Below are 21122 nucleotides of genomic sequence, written 5' to 3' on the forward strand. Positions count from 1 at the left end.
ATAAACATTCTTCTTATGAATCTATTTGGTTTTAATATGTTGAAGGCAAGAATTCAGACCATCGCATTGTTGAGTATATTATTTTTTAAAACCTCGGTTTTGGTACAAGCACAAACAGTTGAGTCAGATGAAAGGGCACTTCTCAATGTGAATGAAGGGATTAGGTTTTCTAAAGATTCATTGTTTTTAATGAATTTCCGTTTCAGAATGCAAAATAGAGCGGGCTTCAATAGCATTTACGATGGAGATAATTTGTCTATAGAGCAGTTTGAAATGCGAGTTAGAAGATTAAGACTAAGGTTTGATGGCTATGTTATGAGCCCAAAGTTCCAGTATTACATTCAATTGGCATTTTCAAAAGCTGATTTAGATTTGGAAACAGGCGACATTGCACAACCTGTTCGAGATGCTATCCTTTATTATACTGTAAATCAGAATTTATATTTTGGATTTGGACAATCCAAATTGCCTGGCAATAGAGAAAGGGTAATCAGTTCAGGAAATTTGCAATTCGCAGATAGGTCAATTGTGAATGGCTTATTTACCTTGGATCGTGACTTTGGGCTTTTTGGGTATTATACACTTCGAACAAAAAGGAGCAGTCTATTCTTACTCAAGGGGGCGATTTCTACAGGAGATGGTAGAAATGCCTCTGCCTTTAACAATGGGCTTTCATACACTGGTAGAGTAGAGTTTTTACCTTTTGGCGCATTTACAAACAGTGGAGATTATTCAGAAGGAGACCTGGAGTTTGAAACCAAACCAAAACTGTCAATTGGCATCACACTTTCCGAAAACCAAAAAGCATTCCGAGCAGGAGGGCAGCTTGGCGCTGAATTGTATGAAGCAAGAACCTTAAATAGTTTCATCGCCGATGCAATGTTCAAATATCAAGGCTGGGCGCTGATGTCAGAATACATGAGTCGGTCAGCAGTAGATCCTGTCACTAGAAATGATCAGGGTGATGTTCGTTTTGCAGTGGTAGGGAGAGGAGTTAACACACATTTGAGTAAAATGATAAGTACTAAATCTGAACTGGCATTACGCTATGCATTTGTAGTTCCAGATGAAGCTATTGAAACTTTTCAAGATAGAATTGATGAAACAATTTTAGGATACACACACTACCTCAATGGACATAGAATAAAAGTGCAAGCAAATATTGGTTATAGATGGCTCGAAGGACTCTCACAAATCGAAAATGCGAGCAATTCATGGACGGGCTTATTTCAGGTAGAGTTTGGTATCTAATAGGTCTTAAAAACATTTTTCCTTATTTATACAACAAAAAATTTGTTGTGAAAAACAATTTGTTGTATGTTTACGCATCAGAGAAATTTAGGGACTCTCAATAAATCACCCACAAGAGCACCTATTCTTTTTCTGTTTTAAATCTATGAAGGAAAGGGGTATAAATAGTACATTTAAAAAGATTATATATGAATCTTCCGAGATGGTCTTTCTCGCGGATGATTCATTCCCCTATAATATTTTTTATAGTAATGTGCTTTTTGATCAACTTATAGGTGAAAATTTAACGAAAAAAAATCTAGTTGGCTTAGGCCTAGATATCAACTCTTACATTTTTAAAGAAGAATTGATTATTAGTTTTTCTAATAAAGAGTATTCATTTCAATTAGAATTACCTCAAGAAAATGGCTCAAACTATTTCCTTTTCTATAAAGGAAAAGAAATTCGGGGAATTGGCCTGCCTCCCAAAACAGATGCGCAACAATTTTTCAAAACTAGTTTAGATCTTATTGGCATTGGCCAAGAAAACTTCCTCACTTGGGTGAGTGAATCAATCAGACCAATGCTTGGCTATGCTCCTGAAGAAGTGATCAACATGGATTTGTGTCAATATTTCCACGAGGAAGATCTACCGATAGCCAAGGAGTTTTTGTTAGATGTCAAAAAAGGTATCGAGAATAGTCGCTTTACATCGCGAATTCTAACAAAAAGCGGAGATTACAAATGGATTGACCTACAGATTCAATTCAGAGAAGGAAAATTCTATACCATAGGTAGAGATGTTTCAGATCAGTACATTACCCTAATTGAGCAAAATAAACAAAATGAACTTTATCGTTTAGGCGAGGAGGTTGCACAGGTTGGAGTATGGGAAATCAACCTTATAAAAAACTCCGTGTATTGGAGCGACGAAGTATATGCCATTCATGAAATTGAAGAGAATAGAGATGATTTTAACATCGATACAGCCCTAGATTTTTATCTTCCTCCTTTCAAACCAACAATGGCCCAAGCGGTCAAAAACTGTATTGATGAGGGGAAAGATTTTGATCATACTGTTAAAATCAAAACGATTAAAGGAAATGAAAAGTGGGTGCGCGTACTTGGTAAGGCTAAATTTAGCGACAACCAAGTAGTTCGTGTTTTTGGAACTTTTCAGGATGTTTCAGAAGAAAGAAGGTTGGTTGATGAACTGGGACTCTTTAAGGAATTGTTTGACTTGTCTCCAGAAGCCATTTTAATAATGGATGTTGTTGGTGAAATTATCTTTACGAACCAAGAAGCTCACAAACGTTTAGGAATATTTGATGGCAGTCAGTCTCAGCACTTAATAAGCTCTTACGATCAAAAATTCGTGGTAGATAGAGAGTGGAATTCGCACATCGAAACACTGGAGAAAGAGAAAAGTGTACGTTACCGCAGTAAACTAATTCACACCGATGGGAAAGAGTTTCCAGTTGAAGTGAGTTGTAACATGATCACCTTACAAGGTGAAAAATATGTTATTTCTTTCTCAAGAGATATAACCGAAAGAATTCAACTTGAAAAGTCTTTACAGGATTCTTCGGACTTCTTATTACACCTCACCGAACAAGTCCCAGGTGCACTATACCAGTTTGTCTTGGACAAAGAAGGGGAGATGAAATTCTCTTATCTCAGTCCGGGTATCAGGTCGATCCTTGATATTGGTGAAAACGAGATCAATAGCATGAGTGATATTGGCCTAGCTATTTCTAAAATTCACCCACAAGATATAGCGCAAGTGCTAATGACTTCTGTAGCTTCCGCTAAACGATTAAGTCCATGGTCCTGCCAATTCAGAGTTAAAGAAGTAGGCTCTGAAAATTATAAATGGGTAATGGGCGCAGCCAAACCAGAGATGTTGGATTCAGGTGATGTAGTTTGGTATGGTTACTTGTCAGATATTACAGAGCAAAAAGTCTTTGAGGAGACACTCAAGAATGCTAGAGAAACAGCCGAAAAAGCCAATAAGATCAAGTCTGAATTCTTATCCATGATTAGTCATGAATTGAGAACACCTTTAAATGCAATCTCTGGATCTGTTTATACTTTACTTCAAGACGAACATACACCTGTTCAGGCTTCGGCGCTGAATACCATCAATTTTGCAGTAGATAATTTGATTATCATGATCAATGACCTACTGGATTTCCAAAAAATTGAAGCAGGAAAGTTGAACTTGGAGATGAATCCAATGAAACTCAACGAGGTAATTCAGCAAGTTTTAAATGGATTAGAATTTCATGCTAAGGACAGTCAAAACCAACTCAACTTGCACATGGAAGATGAAGTGAACATCCGTGTTTTAGGGGATAAGGTTAGACTTGCTCAAGTATTGAATAATTTGATTACCAATGCCCTCAAGTTTACTAAAAAAGGTAAAGTTGATGTTATCGTTAAACTTAAACCATCAGCGAGCAATAAAGCAAAAGTTTACTTTGAAGTTAAGGATACCGGAATTGGAATTGCTAAAGAACACCAAGATAGAATATTCCAAGATTTCGATCAAATTCAGCATTCTTTTAGTAAAAAGTATGGAGGTACTGGACTAGGTCTTTCGATTACAAAGAAGCTTTTGAAGAGAATGGATAGCGATATCAATGTAGAATCAGAAGTGGGTCAGGGATCTAGTTTTTACTTCGAGATAGAATTTGATAAGCTAGAAGCGGTGATTGAAAATGGGATCAAAAACCCAAGTAAACCTGCCTTGGACTTCTCTTCTCTAAAAATTCTAATGGCTGAAGATAATGATGTTAACTCTCTTGTTTTAGGTAAAATTATCAAAAAGTGGGGTTTTCAGCATGTTCGGGTAATGAATGGTAAGGAAGCCGTGGAGGCTGTTGAAGAAGGAGATTATGATATCGTATTGATGGATATCCAAATGCCGGTAATGAATGGTTTCGAAGCTACGGAAAAGATCAAATCTTTTTCTTCTATACCAGTCATTGCACTGACTGCTGCTGCTAAGTTAGAAGTCATGGAAAATATAGAGAAAAGTGGCTTTGATGGTTTTGTTGCAAAACCTATTGATGCAGCTGAATTACTGAAGAAAATCAAGGAAGTACTCACTACAAGTACTTATAAATCTAAGGATTGATTATAATAGGTTTTGGCAAGATCCATTTCTGGATCACTTTTCAAGGCATCTCCTAGGTATTTCAAAGCGAGACTCTTATCGCCCTTCATATAGTAGTAAATCCCTTTATTTCTCCAAGCAAAAGGGTTTTTTGGATTTTTCTTCAAACTGAAATTGATGTCATCCAATCCTTTTTCTAAATCATCTAAAAATAACCGATATAAGCCACGATTATTATAATAGTATGCTTCATTGATGTTGAGTGTTATTGCTTTTTCAACCCAATCATAGGCGACTTGATAATTCTCTTTTTCAAAAGCAATCATGGATCTCAGATTGTAAATATTGGCTTCATTGGGATTGTTTTTTTCAGCTTGATCAAGCAGGTTTTCAGCATCTATATAATCTTTTTGATAATAGTGAATCGTCGCTTTATTTACTAAAAGATCATTATTATTTGGATTGAGAACTAATCCTTTTCCGAAAGCTTCCAACGCACCATCTAAATCAGCCAATTGTTCCTTTACTAAACCCATCAAAAAATAGGGCTTCCAATTGCTATCATCCATTTGAAGCAATTGTTCAGCATCATTCAAGCCTTTATAATATTCCCCATTATCTAAATATGCTAGACCTCTTTGAAAATAGACTAAAGTATCTTGATTGCTTCCTTTTTCTAATATTTTAGAATAATCAGCAATAGCCAAATCAAGGTTATTCAACCTCTCATAAACGATTGCTCTATTTAGTAAAGCGTCATTGAACTCAGAGTCAATTTTTAATGCTTCTGTATAATAATCTATCGCTCCATTGAGGTCATTTTCCTTTAATTTTTCATTTCCTTTTAGAAGAAATCTGCCTTTTTTGTCCTCAGTAGAGTCACAGCTGAAGGATATTAACATGATTAATAAAAGAAAGGTTGAATTTTTAATTTGATTCAGGTTCATGTTTTTCTTTTGGTTTTTCTTCTCCAAAGAGTAGGGCATAGGGTTGCGTAGATTCACTTAATTCAAATATTTTTCTCAAGACTGCCAGTGTTGGAATGATTAGAATCATCCCAATGACTCCCCAGATCGACGCTCCTACAAGGAGTCCTAGGAAAGTTACAAAGGCATTTAAGTTTACATTGCTACCAACAATCTTCGGAGTCAAAATGTTGCTCTCAATCAGTTGGATAACTTGAAATCCAATAACTACTCCTATTGGATAGAATAAACTATCTGTGGTAAGAAAAGCAAATATTGTGGGTAAAACAGCTCCAAGAAATGGTCCTAAATATGGGATTATACTCAAAATCGCGGAGAAAACAGCAAAGAAAATAGCATGTTTTATGCCTAAACCAAATAAAACACATGCGTTCAAGATGGCAAGAATTGCCATTACTTTTAGAATTCCAATAATGTAATTCTGAACAAGTTTCCTTAATTCTTTGATTTCAGATTTAATATGTTCTTGTTTTTTCTCTTTAAAAAGATGTACTATAAATTCCGTAAGGTGATCTCTGTAAATTAAAAAGAAGAAAATAAATACAGGTAATAGAATGATTCCTGACAAGGAACCAACTGTATTGAGTATAAATTCTGCCAAACTAGAACTATTAGACTGCAAGAGTTCTATCAAATATTCTTGGTCTATGCCTTTTCCAATACCTGTTTCTATTTGAAAAGTTGAAGCAATCCAATTGTCAATATCACTTAGATAATTATTTAATTTATCTCCTACATTTCCAAGATCCTTGCTAAAACTGGCTACTTGCATCACTACAAATGTTAAAAATCCAATAAGGATTAAAAGTGCTGAAATTAGAGAGATCAAAGCACTTAATATTCTGGATAGACCATGCTTTTCTAACCAATCTCCTATGGGAGTAAGTAGAATCGAAATAAATCCTGCAAGAAAAAGAGGAATTAGAAGACTCTTTCCAATGATCATAATAAAAATAATCAAACTAATTAATAGCAATACCAACAAAGCCTTGACAAATGCTGGAATTTCAATCTTGGAATCATTCATGGAAATAGGTACTAGGGTTGTTTAAACTGGAAAATCAATTCAATATTATAATTAAACATGACTTATCAATAAAATAAATTCTATTTTTGATATTGAAAAATCTAATCAGGAGTGAGCAACAATAAAGCCAAGTGGATTAAAATTTCTTTTATACTGAGTATAGTTTTACTTTTTGTGAAATTTTATTCTTTTTATTTAACAAATGCCACTTCAATTTTAACAGATGCTTTAGAAAGTATTGTCAACGTGGTGGCGGCAAGTTTTGCTTCATATAGCATTTATTTGAGTTCTCTCCCCAAGGATGATAATCATCCTTATGGCCATGGGAAAATTGAGTTTTTTAGTGCAGGAATAGAAGGAGCACTGATTATGGTTGCGGGATTCTTTATCATCTATCAAGCTATATACAATTTTTTTGTACCAAATGAATTGGAAATGTTATTGGAGGGTATGGCCTTGATTGGTTTCGCAGGATTGGTAAACGGAGTGCTTGGCCTGAAGCTTAAAAGTGAAGGAAAAAGACTAAACAGCCTTACCCTGGAGGCCAGTGGAAAACATTTGATGACGGATACCATTACTAGTTTCGTATTGATCATAGGTGTAGCTATTATTTATTTTACCGGATTAAATGTCCTAGACTCCATTCTCTCTATTTTGTTTTCGTGTTATATCATTTATTCGGGATATTTCTTAGTAAGAAAATCAGTTGCAGGATTAATGGACGAGACAAATCCTGAGGCATTGAAGCAAACTGTGGAGATCCTAAATAAGGAAAGAAAAGACGCTTGGATTGATATCCATAATATGCGAGTTCAACAATATGGTGGTGACAGACATATTGATTTACATCTTACTCTTCCCTATTATTTCGAACTGCAACAGGTTCATGATGAGGTTGAAATCGTAGAAAATGCGCTAGAGAACCAATTTGATGGTGCTATAGAAGTTTTTGTTCATGCTGACCCATGTATCCCTGAAAAATGTTGCCACTATTGTCAATTAAAATCTTGCCAAGTCAGAAAGTTTGATCAAAAATCAAAAATAAGGTGGACGGCAAACAATATGACTAAAAATCAAAAGCATTATCATGACTTAGCAGATGATAATGATTGAACGTATTCTGGAAAATTGTCCACATTATAACAAGAATAAAACAAATGTAGAATTAGGTTTGTATTCAGTAGCAGTTGACTGAAACTTGTTGCGTGATGAAAATTAAATCCCATATTTTCATTTTTTTGATTGACATAAATTTAAATTAGTGAGTATTCACATATTACAAACCACTATCTTAAGATAGAAAACAGCTTTTAAATCGGTTTTAAGTGTGATTTTTAATGGATTCGACTTTTAACATATTGCCTTAAAAATTATTGTGCTAAGGTTAGATTTTTTACAGAAAATTGCCCATTTTTGTTGAAGTTCAACAGATTATAATGTATATTCAACAAAAAAACAGCTATGAACGAGGATAAACAATTCAGACTACTATTGGCCATCTCGTCAATAGTTTGGTTAGTCTTAGTAGGGTTTATAATAGTGATGTAAGATATTTAAGACTAAAAGCGTTAAGGTCTGTTAACAACAGTTTGCTTTTCAAATGGATTAGATAATTTTAAAAGGGATGTGTTTTTATGCATCCTTTTTTTGTGTAAACTTTCAAAATCCAGTCTTAAAAAAAAACTCGCAGATTTTCTAAATCTGCGAGGAGGTTAATTTTTTTCATATTTTTATATATACACATCCGCTTTTGCATCAGTACCCTAGTAAAACACTGTTATTTAGATTAATAGTGTAACTGAAAACTAATCCACTGATAACCGATAACGATTATCGGTAAGATTATTTGTGATAAAATCACATAGGTTGTCATGGAGGATAATCATATTTTTATTTTAAGCTCAATCATACCAAACCAGCTCTCTTAAGTAATGCATCAGGTTTGGGTTCTCTTCCACGAAATCTCTTGTAAAGTATAGATGGATGAGCTTTCCCACCTGCAGAAAGAATATTTTCTTTGAATGATTGGGCAGTCTCCTGATCAAAAATCCCTTTTTCTAAGAAAAGCTCAAAGGCATCCGCATCCAATACTTCAGCCCATTTGTAACTATAATAGCCAGCTGCATATCCTCCTTGAAAAATATGAGAAAAAGAAGTACTCATCATCGTCCCTTCAACCTCGGGTAGCAAGGAGGTTGCTTTCATTTGATTTTTTTCGAATGCTGTTACGTCCTTAATTAAGTTTGGATCAGTGCTATGAAAAGCCATATCTAATAAACCCAAACTAATTTGCCTTACAGTTTGATAGCCTTGTTGGAAGTTAGCAGCATTTTTGATTTTTTCGATTAAGTCTGATGGTATGTTTTCTCCTGTTTCGTAATGTTTTGCAAATAAATCTAAACAAGCTTTCTCGTAACACCAGTTTTCAAATATCTGTGAAGGTAATTCTACAAAGTCCCAATAAACACTAGTTCCGGATAAGGATTCGTAGGTGCCATTTGCAAGCATTCCATGTAAAGCGTGTCCAAACTCGTGAAATAGTGTTGTGACTTCATTAAAAGTCAAGAGGGAAGGCTTGGTTTTGGTTGGTTTGGTGAAATTGCAAACAATAGATATGTGAGGTCTTTGATCCTTTCCATCAATTAATTTTTGTCCGCGGTAACTCGTCATCCAAGCGCCATTTCGCTTTCCAGCTCGAGGGAAAAAGTCTGCATAGAATACGGCTACATGATTGCCGAGCAAATCATTAACTTCATAAGCTGTTACCTCAGGATGATAAACAGGAATATCTTTATTTTCTTTAAATTTTAAGCCATATAGTTTTTCCGCAGTTGTAAATACACCTTCAATTGCATTTTCTAATTTGAAATAAGGCCTAAGCAATTCATCATCAACTTCGTATTTCTGCTTTTTAAGTTTTTCAGAATAATAGGCGAAATCCCATTTTTCTAACCTGTCAATCCCATCTAATGCTTTTGCGAAAGCTTCGACTTCAGCTACATCTTCAATTGCTTTTGGTTTGGCTTTTTCCAAAAGATTATTCAAAAATGAAAGCACAGCAGGACCGCTCTTGGCCATTCTTTCTTCCAAGACAAAATCCGCATGTGTTTGATACCCTAATAATTTAGCTCTTTCTGATTTTAGCTTAAGCATATCAAGAATATATTGCTTATTGTCCAAACTGTCTCCTTTGGACGCCTTCGTGTTGTAAGCGATAAACAGCTCCTTCCGAAGGTCTCGGTTGGCAGCATAAGTCATAAAGGGTAGATAACTTGGAAAAGCCAATGTGAATACCCATTTCCCACTCAGGTTTTTTTCCTCTGCCGTTTGAGCGGCAGCTTCCTTGATGGAATCAGGTAATCCCTCTAATTGATTCTCATTCTCTACGACAAGCTGATATTTATTGGTTTCTTCTAGGACATTTTCACCAAACTTTAAGCTCAATTGTGACAATTCACTGTCTATACCTCTCAATTTAAGTTTTTCCTCTTCATTGAGTTTGGCTCCATTTCTTACAAAAGATTTATAGGTTTTATCTAGAAGTGTCGCCTGTTCTTCTGATAAATGGAGTTGTTCTTTTTGAGAATAAACTTGATTGATTCTATCAAAAAGCGTCGCATCGAGTAGAATATCATTCCCATGAGCTGTCAAAAGAGGGGAGATTTCTCTCGCTAATACTTGAATTTCCTCTTTTGTTTCGGCTGCGTTAAGGTTGAAAAATATCGAAGAAATGAAGTTCAATTTGTCACCGGCGTGGTCAAGTGCCTCAATGGTATTTTGGAAATCAGGTAGGGGTTGACTCTTAATTTGTTCAATATCTGATTTAGCAAGTTGAATTGCCTCTTTTATCGCAGGTAAAAAATGTTCTGTTTTTATACTGTCAAATGGTGCTGTTTCGAATGGGGATTTGAATTTTTCCAATAGTGGATTCATCATTGTTTAATTTAAGTTGTATTGTTTATCCGCTTATTTAACTTTAATTACTTAAGATCATGTTTTCAATTTACATGAATCATCAGTTGATTGAAATCTATCTGATGACAATTATCCGACAGAATCTATTTGTTCATAGGAAATGCTTCTGATACGACGGATAATAAAATAAGTGATTATAAAAATGAAACGGTTCTAAAGTCACAAAGTTAAAAATAATAGATGCATGCAAGGGATGTTTTGAGGATTTCTCTAACTATTTATTTGTAAACCAAGATGTAAAAGACCAACCAGCCAGCTAATGGAAGCACATAACCAAAAAGTACCATCAGAACTGATGTCTTCAGACTCCTTCTGCTGTAAGTATGTACGCCTAGTGTCAAAATCCCACAGTATATAAGTTCAAAAATATTGAGCGTTTTCAATGGGTAAAAGAATTTTCTATGTATTTCTGTAGTGTCAAGCAAGCTCAATAAAGATAGGGGATAGTAGTCTTTGATTTCTTGTGCAGTCACAGAATCAGATGGTGCGATGAAGATCAATAACTTTAGAAGTTCTGGAAAAATAAATATAAACTCAGCTACAAGCACAAACTTCCACATTGCTCTGAAAGAAACTTTATATCCAAGTATAAATATGCCTGTCCAAATAACAAAACTGGTAAGTGTAAACTTCCAAAGTAATTCGAATGGTGTCCAAATATAGTGTAAGGCATTAAATATGAAAAAGAATGTCAAGGAGCCATCTTGTACTAATTTTTCATAACCAGGAATTGATTCTAAAATAATATCATTGGTAATATATCTTATAACTAAGTAAAAAAGTACAATGACTGCAAAAAATAATCTCTTGTCGAAATTAATTGAGTCTTCAATACGTTGTGCAAGTTGTGAAGCAGGTTTTGCCATCAAATAAAATTAATTATTATCAAAAGTAAATTTTTGTTTGGAATACCTGATAATTTTGAGTCATAATTTATGATAACCATGAAATTAAGAATTTTAATAGGCTGTATTTTATTGATCTGTTTTACAGAAAATGCACATGCAGTTCAAAACAATAATAATAATAATAGATCGGAAATTAATTCTCCTTCGTCAGAATATTTATTGCTGGACAAAGGTCTTCAGTTTAGAATAACAGAAGCTGTTAATAGTCTCTATAATTTTGATTTTGAAGTAGCAGAACGTGGGTTTAGAGTGATTCAACTCCAGTATCCTGATCATCCATTGCCCTATTTTTTGATGGGATTGAGTACTTGGTGGAAAATCACGCCAGATTTAGAAAATAAGCGTTATGATGATCTGTTTATTAGACAGATGGATGTAACGATAGAAAAGGCAGAAGCTATTTATAAGAAAGATCCGACCAATAAGGAGGCAGCTTTTTTTCTCTCGGGGGCTTATGGTTTTCAAGGAAGGTTATTTAGTGAAAGACGAAGTTGGGCAAAAGCCACTTTTGCGGGAAAGAATGCGATGAAATACCTCAATTTGAGTAAAGGTGAGGATGAATTAAATCCTGAATTACTTTTGGGAGATGCACTGTTTAATTATTTCTCTGTTTGGATTCCGGAGAATTATCCCCTGTTGAAGCCTGTAGTAGCTTTTTTTCCTAAAGGGGATAAAAACCTTGGTTTATCACAACTTGAAGACGTGGCTCAAAATGCTTTTTATGCACGAGTAGAGGCTCAATATTTTTTATTTAGACTATATGCATCAGAAGAAAAACAACCTTACAAAGCATTGGCAATCACCCAATATTTGCATGATAAATACCCTAATAATCCCTATTTCCACAGGTCGCATGCAAGACATTTATACGCAGTAGGTCGAATCAATGAATCCAAGGATATGTCTATGGAAATCTTAAGGAGATTGGATGAAAAATGGACTGGATACGAATCAAATAGTGGGAGATACGCAGCTTTTTATATTGCACAATACAACGACAGAATAAAAAATAAAGCGGAAGCAAAGAAATATTACGAAAAAACACTCTCTTATGGAGAAGAATCAGAAAGCCAAGAAAGTGGTTATTATTTATATTCCCTCATTGCACTTGGTAAAATAGCAAATGAGCAAAAAGACAAGAAAAAAGCAAAGGCTTATTTTAATCAAGTAAAGAAGTATGCCAAGCGAAAACATCCTGCTCACAAAGAAGCTAGAGATTATATAAAAAAGAATAAACTTTAATTTAGAATTGACGTTTAAAGAGTGTTAAAATCAATAGATAATTTGAATAAATTAAAGAACCTAATATAAATCAGTTGAATTCTAACCGATTTCTGCAATAACAAATAACAATATTTTGTAAGAGTGGTCGTTTTTTATTGAAAAGGGTTAGAAAATAAATTCAAATTATATTAACTTTGTACAACATAAAATTCTGTAAATTCTTTATAACATGGATAACAGCGTAAGAATAAAATTTGACAAAATAGATAGAAAGATATTAGAAATTCTTCAGGCTAACGCTAAAATTACTAATGCGCAGCTTTCAAAAGATATAGGACTTTCTCCTGCCCCGACATTGGAAAGGGTAAAGAAACTAGAGCAATCTGGAATTATTAAAAGTTACCATGCTAAACTAGATCCTGAAAGAATAGGTTTAGGAGTTAGTACTTTTGTTTTGGTGAGCTTAATCGGTCACAACAAAAGTAACATTGATGCTTTCATGAAGGAAATCAATGATATCCAAGAGGTAATTGAGTGTCACCACATTACTGGAACAGGCGATTTTATTTTAAAAATTATTGCAAAAGACATTACTGCATACCAAAAGCTAATGCTTGAGAAAGTTAGTGAGATTAGAGAAGTGGATTCTATGCAATCTATGGTTATCTTATCTACTTTTAAAGATAGTAAAGTACTTCCTATACCGATGTAAATATTGTCTCAAATCATAATGAAGGGAGCCTAGCAATAGCCTCCCTTTTTTATTGTTTTAAAATCTTCAAAATGAAAAATCCCTGGACCACCAAAAACACCAAAACCATTTATGAAAACGCATGGATCAAACTTGAGCATCATGACGTAGTGATCCCATCTGGAAAAGACGGTGTTTACGGTAAAGTTTGCTTCAAAAACAAAGCGATTGGAATAATTCCGATCGATCGGGATGGAAATACTTGGTTAGTAGGTCAATTTCGCTATACTTTAAATGCTTATTCTTGGGAAATCCCCATGGGAGGTGGTCCCATAAATGAAGATTTTTTAGAAAGTGCCAAAAGGGAGTTGAAAGAAGAAACTGGTATGACGGCCGGAAAATGGACTAATATCATGACGATTCACACTTCAAATTCCGTGACTGATGAAGAAGGCTTTGTTTATTTGGCGGAAGATTTGACGGCAGGTGAAACAGCTTTTGAAGAAACAGAGCAGATTGAGATTTTAAAACTTCCTCTCATGGAGGCAGTACAAAAAGTCATGGATGGCGAAATTACTGATGCAATTTCCATTGCCGGCCTTCTTAAAGTTGCAAAAATGTTCAATCTTTGATCTTCGATTAAAAGTAATTTTTAAAATGACGCGTATTAATTTCAAAGATCATTTTTCTAAGACATTTATCTTAGCTTATCCAGTGATGTTAAGTCAACTCGGACAGGTATTAGTTGGTGTGGCTGATAGTATGATGGTGGGTAGACTAGGAGCTGAGCCTCTTGCCGCAGCCTCTTTAGCGAACAGTATATTTTTTGTTTTGTTGATGTTTGGTATTGGAGTTTCCATGGCCATCACCCCATTGGTGGCAATGGCTGATGGAAAAAATAAAAGTAGCAGGATTGGAAGACTTTTCCGACATGGATTTACAATCAATATGATTACGGGAGTAATTTTATTTTTGGTGATTATTTTATTTTCTCCCATGCTGAATTATATGAATCAACCAGAACAAGTAGTTGAACTGGCGATTCCATATTTGGCGATCATTACGCTTTCTATTGTTCCATTCATGTTTTTCCAAACTTTCAAGCAATTTGCTGAAGGTCTTTCTCAGACTAAACAGGCGATGTACATCACCATAATTTGCAATGGCTTGAATGTGTTCCTCAATTGGGTAATGATTTATGGAAACTTAGGTTTCCCCGCTTTAGGTTTAAACGGAGCAGGTTGGGCAACCTTGATTTCAAGAGTGCTGATGGGTATTGTGATTGCCTATTATGTTTTTAAATCTAGCAGATACAAATCTTTTGATTTGGGATTTCGCATCAAGAGATTTTCATTTCCTATGATTTCCAAAATGCTCAAAATCGGTGTCCCAACTGGATTTCAGTTTATTTTTGAGGTTGGAGCATTCAGTACCGCAGCGATTATGATGGGTTGGATTGGTGTTTCGGCCTTGGCTGCACATCAGATCGCGATCAATCTCGCATCAATAAGCTATATGATGGCTTCAGGCCTTTCTGCTGCTGCGATGGTAAGAGTTGGCAATCAATTGGGTAGAAAAGATATTAAGACACTTAGGGAAGCAGGCTTTACTGTATTTGCGATGGCTGCGATATTCATGTTCGTTTCAGCTGTATTATTTATCGTTTTTAGAGAATTTCTACCTTCGCTCTATATCGATGACGAAACTGTAATTCAGATGAGTGCTAGTTTATTGATCATTGCAGGGTTATTCCAATTATCAGATGGCATACAAGTGGTTGGGCTAGGAGCACTAAGAGGTATGGCCGATGTCCGTGTACCCACCGTTGTCACTTTGATTGCTTATTGGGTGATCGGCTTGCCATTGGGATATGTTTTTGCTTTTGTGTTGGATATGCAGGAGAAAGGAATTTGGTATGGATTGCTTATTGGACTGACAGTTACAGGCCTTATGCTTCTCTATAGATTCCATTCACTCAGCGCTCGATTGCTCCAAAAGGAAAAAGAAATACATTCCGTATAATTGCTGCTTTTTTATTCTTGCTTTAATTCCTATTTTAAGAGAAAAATTGAATATGATATCAGCAAGACCGGCGAGTTTTTCTAGAGTGACCATCACAGAATTAATGATTCCTTCTTATGCCAATTTTGGAGGTAAAATACACGGAGGAATCTTATTGTCTTTAATGGATAAGGTTGCTTATGCGACCGCCTCAAAGCACAGTGGTGCGTACTGCGTTACAGTTTCTGTTGACACAGTAGATTTTTTAGAGCCGGTTGAAGTAGGTGAGTTGGTTTCTTTGATGGCATCAGTCAATTATGTGGGGAATAGTTCCATGATTATTGGTATCAAAATTATTTCAGAAAATGTAAAAACGGGAAATGTTAAGCATACCAATACTTGCTATTTTACTATGGTAGCCAAAGGAGAAGATGATAAACCCACAACTGTACCGCAACTGATCTTGGAAAATAAAACTGATGTGAGGCGGTTTGTTGAGGCTATTTATAGAAAAAAATTTAAAAGGGATTACGAAGTAAATCTTAATGAAATAAAAAAGTCTTGGGATAAACAGGAAATTGCCACCTTGCTCGAAAATGAAAGATGTATCACTCAATTGAAATAATATAATGAAAAAACTTATACTCACACTTCTTGCAATAGGAGTACTAATTCAGATTTCAGAAGCACAAAGTCCAGCTGTTCTTTCTCAAAGAGCTCAAGCTAATGTAGTGGATCAATGGCTTGAAGAGAGAATTCAAACTGTACTTCCAGCTATTATGGAAAGAGAGGGAATAGACATGTGGTTGGTCATGTCTAGGGAATATAATGAAGATCCAGTTATCAGAACATTTTTGCCTGCTACTTGGTTTGCCGCTCGACGAAGAACGATGTTATTGATGTATAAGCCTCAAGGAACTGAGAAAGTAGAAGCAATGGCGGTAGCTCGATATGATGTGGGGAAAGCCTTTAAAAAAGCTTGGGATCCAGAAGTGCAACCAGATCAATGGAAAAAGTTGGTGGAATTAATTCAGGAAAGAAACCCTAAAAAAATAGCTGTGAACTTCAGCAAAGACTACGGACATGCAGATGGATTGAATATTACTGAATACAATACACTCTTAGAATATCTTGATGAATCCTCTAAAGCGAAAATTGTATCAGGTCAAAACCTTGCAGTGGGTTGGTTTGAAACAAGAACTCCCTCAGAAATGGCTACTTACAAGCATTTACAAACCATTGCAAATAGTATTATTTCCGATGGACTGTCTGAGAAAGTCATTACGCCTGGTGTGACTACTACTGATGATGTGGTTTGGTGGTATAGAGAGCGCATTGCCGAGATGAAATTGGATACATGGTTTCACCCGACTGTAGACATACAAAGGCCAGATCCAGATTCTCAAGAGCATTTGAGGTCTTTTGCTGTGCGTCCAGATTCGCAAGTTATCATGCCTGGCGATTTGCTTCATATTGATTTTGGAATTACGTATTTGAGATTGAATACAGATACCCAACAACTTGCCTATGTCCTCAAAGCAGATGAAAAAGAAGTTCCAAAGTACCTTTCTGAAGCTTTTAAAGTCGGTAACAGGCTACAAGATATTTTAACGTCTCAATTTATAACTGGTCGAACAGGAAATGAAATATTGAAAGCCACTCGAACTCAAATGGACAAAGAAGGAATCAAAGGAAGTATTTACTCTCACCCTATGGGTTATCATGGCCATGCTTCTGGCCCAACCATCGGGATGTGGGACAATCAAGGAGATACTAAGGGTGCTGGAGATTACCCACTTTATCCAAATACAGCCTATGCGATAGAATTGAATGCCGTAGTCTTTGTGAAAGAATGGAATAAGGAGGTTCGAATCATGCTAGAGGAAGGAGCATTTTTTGATGGAAAGAAAGTAACCTACTTAGATGGCAGACAAAAAGAAATCATGCCAATCTCCAGACATCGAAGTTATTTGGGCAATTAAATAAAAAAAGGCATCTGAAGAGATGTCTTTTTTTATTTTGATTCTACTTGAATCATCATTCCTTTAATTACCAAATAATGGCCGATTACATAGGAGAACATTACAAAAAAGTGATTGATGATATTTTCTAAAAACAAGTCATCGCCCATCAAGGCGTCACTCACAAAGAAAAAAAGAACACCCAATATAGTTAACGAGAAACTTTTTCTAGAAACATAAAACCGTCTATTTAATGCAAAGACAATAGTTATTGTGGTAATCAATGCATAAATAATTGCAGGGGCAGCAAAATCTCCTAATGATGGATAGATTATAATAGTAGCTATAACGGTAACGCCTACAGAGATAATTTCAGGCCAACGTTTGTAAACAGGAATATTCTTTTTTTTATGACCCAAAACAGAAAGGTAGTACAAATAAGCATATGCTGCTTGGGCCACAATGAAGGTACAAATACCAACTAATTTGAATAATGATTCATTCACAGTAAATAATAAGAAAATGTCGCCCAACATTGAAAAAAATGTGGCAATCATTAAGGTTGGTATGAGACTGTGTTGAGATTCTTTGAATTTGAAGAACAAATAAATTAATAATACGGGAACAATAATCGGTTTACTGATATAAAACCCAAGGGTATTTTCAGTAATTAAAAAAGAAAGGCTTAACAGCGAAATAATGATATAAATAAGCTCTAGTCTTATGTATCGACTCATTTTTTTAACCAAATAAAATTTTAATAAGCCTTAATTTATATCAAAAAATCCAAATGGAATACAATTTATTTCGAAATTTTTGACAGAAAAATATTGAAATAACTAATCAAACGTATATTTAAATTTAAGTAATTGTTATTTAAATAATTTAAATAAAAAAAAGAATTGATTGTAATTTATAGATCTTCAGTAGCTTTTAATGAAGTAATTTGTTGTTTTCGTAAAGTAAATAAATAGATAAAAGCTAAAAATGAAGTAATCGTACCTAAAGAAAAGACCAAAAAGAAGTTTTCTGGATTGTTATTGAAGACAAATCCTGAAGCTAATGCTCCGATTCCTATCCCAGCTTCAAGGGCGATATACATGGTAGCAAGTGCTCTCCCTCTAAATTTATCCAATGAAAGATCAATGGTCCATGCTGAAATTGTCGGGGAATTCATTCCCACAGATGCTCCAAATATCACTCCACCAAAGAGTAACATCCCTTTTGTCTCGGCAAGAGCAATGATAAGCATAGAAATAGCCATAGATAAGGTAGCTGCTTTCATCACTGGAATTCTGCCATATTTATCAGATGCTTTTCCTGCTATGATTCTGATGCCTAACGAGGCGAGCGTAAATACCGCAAAGAATAGCCCCTTGTTTTTGATCCCCAAATATTCGGAGTAATCTGGAATTATTGTGAGTACGATACCAAAAGAAAAAACAGTAAGAAATAAAACCAGTGAAGGTGTCAAAACTCTTTTTTCAATGATCTCGTGTCTATTTAACTTGAAATGTTCGATGGATAATTTTTCTCTTACTTCAAGAGTTTCTTTCAGTCTCAATAAAATAACAATAGATAAGATAGCTGTAAAAGCGGAAGCGTAAAATAGTGGGTTGATTCCCCATTCTGCGGCGATATATCCACCTAAGGCTGGGCCTGCAGCCATTCCAAGGGAACCGAAAAGTGACTGAATTCCCATCGCCTCACCTCTTTTATTGAAGGGAATAATATCAGCCACAAAAGCTGAGGTCCCAGTAGGAGTGAACCCTGTTGAAAATCCATGAACAAATCGTAAAAGTAAAAATCCAGCTACAGAAGTAATAAGTGGATATAGTAAACTAACCAAGAAGCATATAACAGCACCAAATATCATTACTGGGATTCTCCCAATTTTATCCGCTAATTTTCCACTTAAAGGTCTAGATAGACCAGCTGTTAAGGTAAAGAGTGAAATAATCAATCCCTTATAATCCTCACCTCCCAGAGAACTCAGGTAGGAAGGAAGTTCGGGAATAATCATATTGAAACTCGCGAAAAACAAAAAAGAACTCAAGCACAGCGTGAAAAAGTTGACAGAATAGAAAGAGGGTAATTTGCTGAGCATGCCTATTAAAGTAGAATGAGTTTTGCTTTATAAATAAAAAGCCTCTCAGGTATATTGTTTTGATATAATTTAAAATACCATAAATATTACCGAGAGGCTTTTCAAAAATTAGTGTTTGATTACTCTTTATTGGCTTCCTCCTCGCTTTGAGCAAGTAAGAATGCCTTGATGAAATCATTCAAATCACCATCTAAAACTGCTGCAGCATCAGAGGTTTCATGTCCTGTTCTGGCATCCTTAACCAATTTATAAGGGTGGAGAACATAGTTTCTGATTTGAGAGCCAAAGTCAATTCGCATCTTTCCAGATTCGATTTTTGCTCTCTCAGCATTTCTCTTCTCCATTTCAAGCTGATAGAGTCTGGACTTTAGCATTTGCATTGCCTTTTCTCTATTTGCTAGCTGCGATCTTTCAATCTGACAAACTACCACTATTCCTGTAGGCTTGTGTGTCAACTGAACTTTTGTCTCTACTTTGTTGACATTCTGCCCACCTGCACCACCTGAACGAGAAGTGTGTAATTCAACATCACCAGGATTAATCTCAATCTGAATGGTGTCATCGATTACAGGATAAACGTAAATGGAAGCAAACGAAGTATGTCTTCTTCCACTGGAGTCAAATGGTGAAATTCTAACTAATCGGTGAACCCCAATTTCAGACTTTAAAAAGCCATAGGCAAGTGGTCCATCAAATTCCAAAGTCACGGATTTGATTCCAGCAACTTCTCCTTCTTGAAGATCAACCTCACGAACTTTATAACCATTTTTTTCGCCCCACATAATGTACATCCTCATCAAGATAGAAGCCCAGTCATTACTTTCTGTTCCTCCAGCACCTGGATTGATTTCCATTAGGGCGCTAAGCTGATCTTCCTCACTGCTTAGCATTTTCTTTAATTCAAGGTCTTCAATATTTTTATGGACTTTGCTGTATTCGGCTTTCAATTCCTCTTCAGAAACTTCATCCATAGAATAAAATTCATATAGCACGTCTAAGTCTTGAATACCAGTTTCTACTTTTTCGTAGGCATTGGTCCAAGATTTTTTTCCTTGAATTACTTTCATTGTTTTTTCGGCTTCTTCTGGATTGTTCCAAAAGTCAGCTTGCGCTGATACTGCCTCTAGGTCTTCTATTTCTGCAATCTTACGATCGTAGTCAAAGATACCTCCTCAAAGCCGAAACGCGGGCTTTCAAGTCTTTCAACTGGTCTGATGTCATAAATTTATTTAGTTTTCGAATTGCAAAATTCGTAAAAAATCAGGTGGAAACCTATTCATTTTCTAATCACCATAAAGTGTGATCAACTGAATTTTGTTTCGTTTGTGAATCTTGAAATGTTTGTAACGGATTTTTGAAAAAGTAAATCCACTCGCGAAAAGTATTCCGGATGTAATCAAACCTCCTGATTCAAAACGAATTGACCCATCTTGGTAAAGTGAATTAATTACATTGGCAGACATCAAAACAACACCTGCACCATAGCTCAAATAGGTTAAGTTTTTTAGGCTACTATTTCTAGGATCTTTATTGAGAATGTAAATTGAGGTAATATCTTCGGGTAGTAGGACATTTTCAGAAAGTACAATGATGTCTTTTTGTATATCCTTGATTACATCGGTAATGTAAAAATCATTTTTCTTTGTTTTATAAATGAAGGTTTCTCCGATTTCGTATTTCAATCTATTTTTTTCATTGGCTCCTTTTTGTAAAAGGATGAATTTTTGGGAAAATACACTTGATGAAAAGAATACCATAAAGATCAGTACTAAGCCAGAGGATTTAAAAATTAGCTTCATCATTTATCAGTGTTTATTGAATTTTTAAGATATCAATATATTCCTATATTTTCATGTTTTGGAATAGTCTTTAATAAAAAAAGGTGTCAAAAATC

At 35.2% G+C, this 21122-nt stretch carries 17 protein-coding genes; 9 read left to right on the forward strand and 8 right to left on the reverse strand.

Annotation, left to right across the window (positions count from 1 at the left end):
• Positions 1-15 precede the first annotated feature (15 nt).
• Together IEV57_RS07785 and IEV57_RS07790 are read left to right on the forward strand one after the other, a co-directional pair.
• A complete protein-coding gene (locus tag IEV57_RS07785; protein ID WP_229744266.1) occupies positions 16-1251 on the forward strand; it encodes a porin in 1236 nt (411 codons plus the stop codon).
• Between the two features lie 145 nt (positions 1252-1396).
• A complete protein-coding gene (locus tag IEV57_RS07790) occupies positions 1397-4369 on the forward strand; it encodes a PAS domain-containing hybrid sensor histidine kinase/response regulator (RefSeq protein ID WP_188441373.1) in 2973 nt (990 codons plus the stop codon).
• Here the strand turns inward: IEV57_RS07790 and IEV57_RS07795 are convergent.
• Together IEV57_RS07795 and IEV57_RS07800 are read right to left on the reverse strand one after the other, a co-directional pair.
• Positions 4351-5250: a tetratricopeptide repeat protein gene (locus IEV57_RS07795; RefSeq protein WP_229744267.1), complete on the reverse strand. Its 900-nt coding sequence runs from the start codon at positions 5248-5250 to the stop codon at positions 4351-4353. The genes IEV57_RS07790 and IEV57_RS07795 overlap by 19 nt on opposite strands.
• A 25-nt stretch (positions 5251-5275) precedes the next feature.
• The gene (locus tag IEV57_RS07800) at positions 5276-6361 is read right to left on the reverse strand and encodes an AI-2E family transporter (protein WP_188441377.1); all 1086 of its coding nucleotides are present in this window, start codon (positions 6359-6361) and stop codon (positions 5276-5278) included.
• A 111-nt stretch (positions 6362-6472) separates the two neighbouring features.
• Between IEV57_RS07800 and IEV57_RS07805 the strand changes: the two genes are divergently transcribed.
• On the forward strand, positions 6473-7474 hold the full coding sequence (locus IEV57_RS07805) for a cation diffusion facilitator family transporter (protein ID WP_188441379.1): 1002 nt from the start codon (positions 6473-6475) through the stop codon (positions 7472-7474).
• Between the two features lie 792 nt (positions 7475-8266).
• Here IEV57_RS07805 and IEV57_RS07810 read toward each other — a convergent pair.
• A complete protein-coding gene (locus IEV57_RS07810) occupies positions 8267-10294 on the reverse strand; it encodes a M3 family metallopeptidase (RefSeq protein ID WP_188441615.1) in 2028 nt (675 codons plus the stop codon).
• A 260-nt stretch (positions 10295-10554) separates the two neighbouring features.
• Entirely contained in the window at positions 10555-11202 is a 648-nt protein-coding gene (locus IEV57_RS07815) for a sulfate ABC transporter permease (protein WP_188441381.1), read from the reverse strand.
• A gap of 78 nt (positions 11203-11280) precedes the next feature.
• Between IEV57_RS07815 and IEV57_RS07820 the strand changes: the two genes are divergently transcribed.
• The 6 genes from IEV57_RS07820 (at position 11281) to IEV57_RS07845 (ending at position 17142) form a co-directional block, all read left to right on the forward strand.
• A complete protein-coding gene (locus IEV57_RS07820; protein ID WP_188441383.1) occupies positions 11281-12486 on the forward strand; it encodes a tetratricopeptide repeat protein in 1206 nt (401 codons plus the stop codon).
• Between the two features lie 211 nt (positions 12487-12697).
• Positions 12698-13180, forward strand: coding sequence for an Lrp/AsnC family transcriptional regulator (locus IEV57_RS07825; RefSeq protein ID WP_188441385.1), 483 nt, complete (start codon positions 12698-12700; stop codon positions 13178-13180).
• A gap of 71 nt (positions 13181-13251) precedes the next feature.
• Positions 13252-13791 carry an NUDIX domain-containing protein gene (locus IEV57_RS07830; RefSeq protein ID WP_188441388.1) on the forward strand — a complete coding sequence of 180 codons (540 nt, stop codon included), beginning with the start codon at positions 13252-13254 and terminating at the stop codon, positions 13789-13791.
• A 25-nt stretch (positions 13792-13816) separates the two neighbouring features.
• On the forward strand, positions 13817-15181 hold the full coding sequence (locus IEV57_RS07835; protein ID WP_188441390.1) for an MATE family efflux transporter: 1365 nt from the start codon (positions 13817-13819) through the stop codon (positions 15179-15181).
• A 52-nt stretch (positions 15182-15233) separates the two neighbouring features.
• On the forward strand, positions 15234-15785 hold the full coding sequence (locus IEV57_RS07840; protein WP_229744268.1) for an acyl-CoA thioesterase: 552 nt from the start codon (positions 15234-15236) through the stop codon (positions 15783-15785).
• A gap of 4 nt (positions 15786-15789) precedes the next feature.
• A complete protein-coding gene (locus tag IEV57_RS07845; RefSeq protein WP_188441392.1) occupies positions 15790-17142 on the forward strand; it encodes a M24 family metallopeptidase in 1353 nt (450 codons plus the stop codon).
• 32 nt (positions 17143-17174) lie between these two features.
• On the opposite strand, the gene IEV57_RS07850 is transcribed toward IEV57_RS07845, so the two are convergent.
• From IEV57_RS07850 to IEV57_RS07865, 4 genes are all read right to left on the reverse strand, one after another.
• The gene (locus IEV57_RS07850; protein ID WP_188441394.1) at positions 17175-17858 is read right to left on the reverse strand and encodes a lysoplasmalogenase; all 684 of its coding nucleotides are present in this window, start codon (positions 17856-17858) and stop codon (positions 17175-17177) included.
• A 176-nt stretch (positions 17859-18034) separates the two neighbouring features.
• On the reverse strand, positions 18035-19228 hold the full coding sequence (locus IEV57_RS07855) for an MFS transporter (RefSeq protein WP_188441396.1): 1194 nt from the start codon (positions 19226-19228) through the stop codon (positions 18035-18037).
• Positions 19229-19347: 119 nt separating this feature from the next.
• Positions 19348-20449, reverse strand: a protein-coding gene (gene prfB / locus IEV57_RS07860) for a peptide chain release factor 2 (RefSeq protein WP_188441398.1) whose coding sequence is annotated in 2 segments (ribosomal slippage) — positions 19348-20388 and positions 20390-20449 — 1101 coding nt in all. Because the reading frame shifts where the segments join, the coding sequence is not laid out codon by codon here.
• A gap of 62 nt (positions 20450-20511) precedes the next feature.
• A complete protein-coding gene (locus IEV57_RS07865) occupies positions 20512-21030 on the reverse strand; it encodes a hypothetical protein (RefSeq protein WP_188441400.1) in 519 nt (172 codons plus the stop codon).
• Between the last annotated feature and the right edge of the window lie 92 nt (positions 21031-21122).

The organism is Belliella aquatica, assembly GCF_014637795.1.
GTDB classification, from domain to species: domain Bacteria; phylum Bacteroidota; class Bacteroidia; order Cytophagales; family Cyclobacteriaceae; genus Belliella; species Belliella aquatica.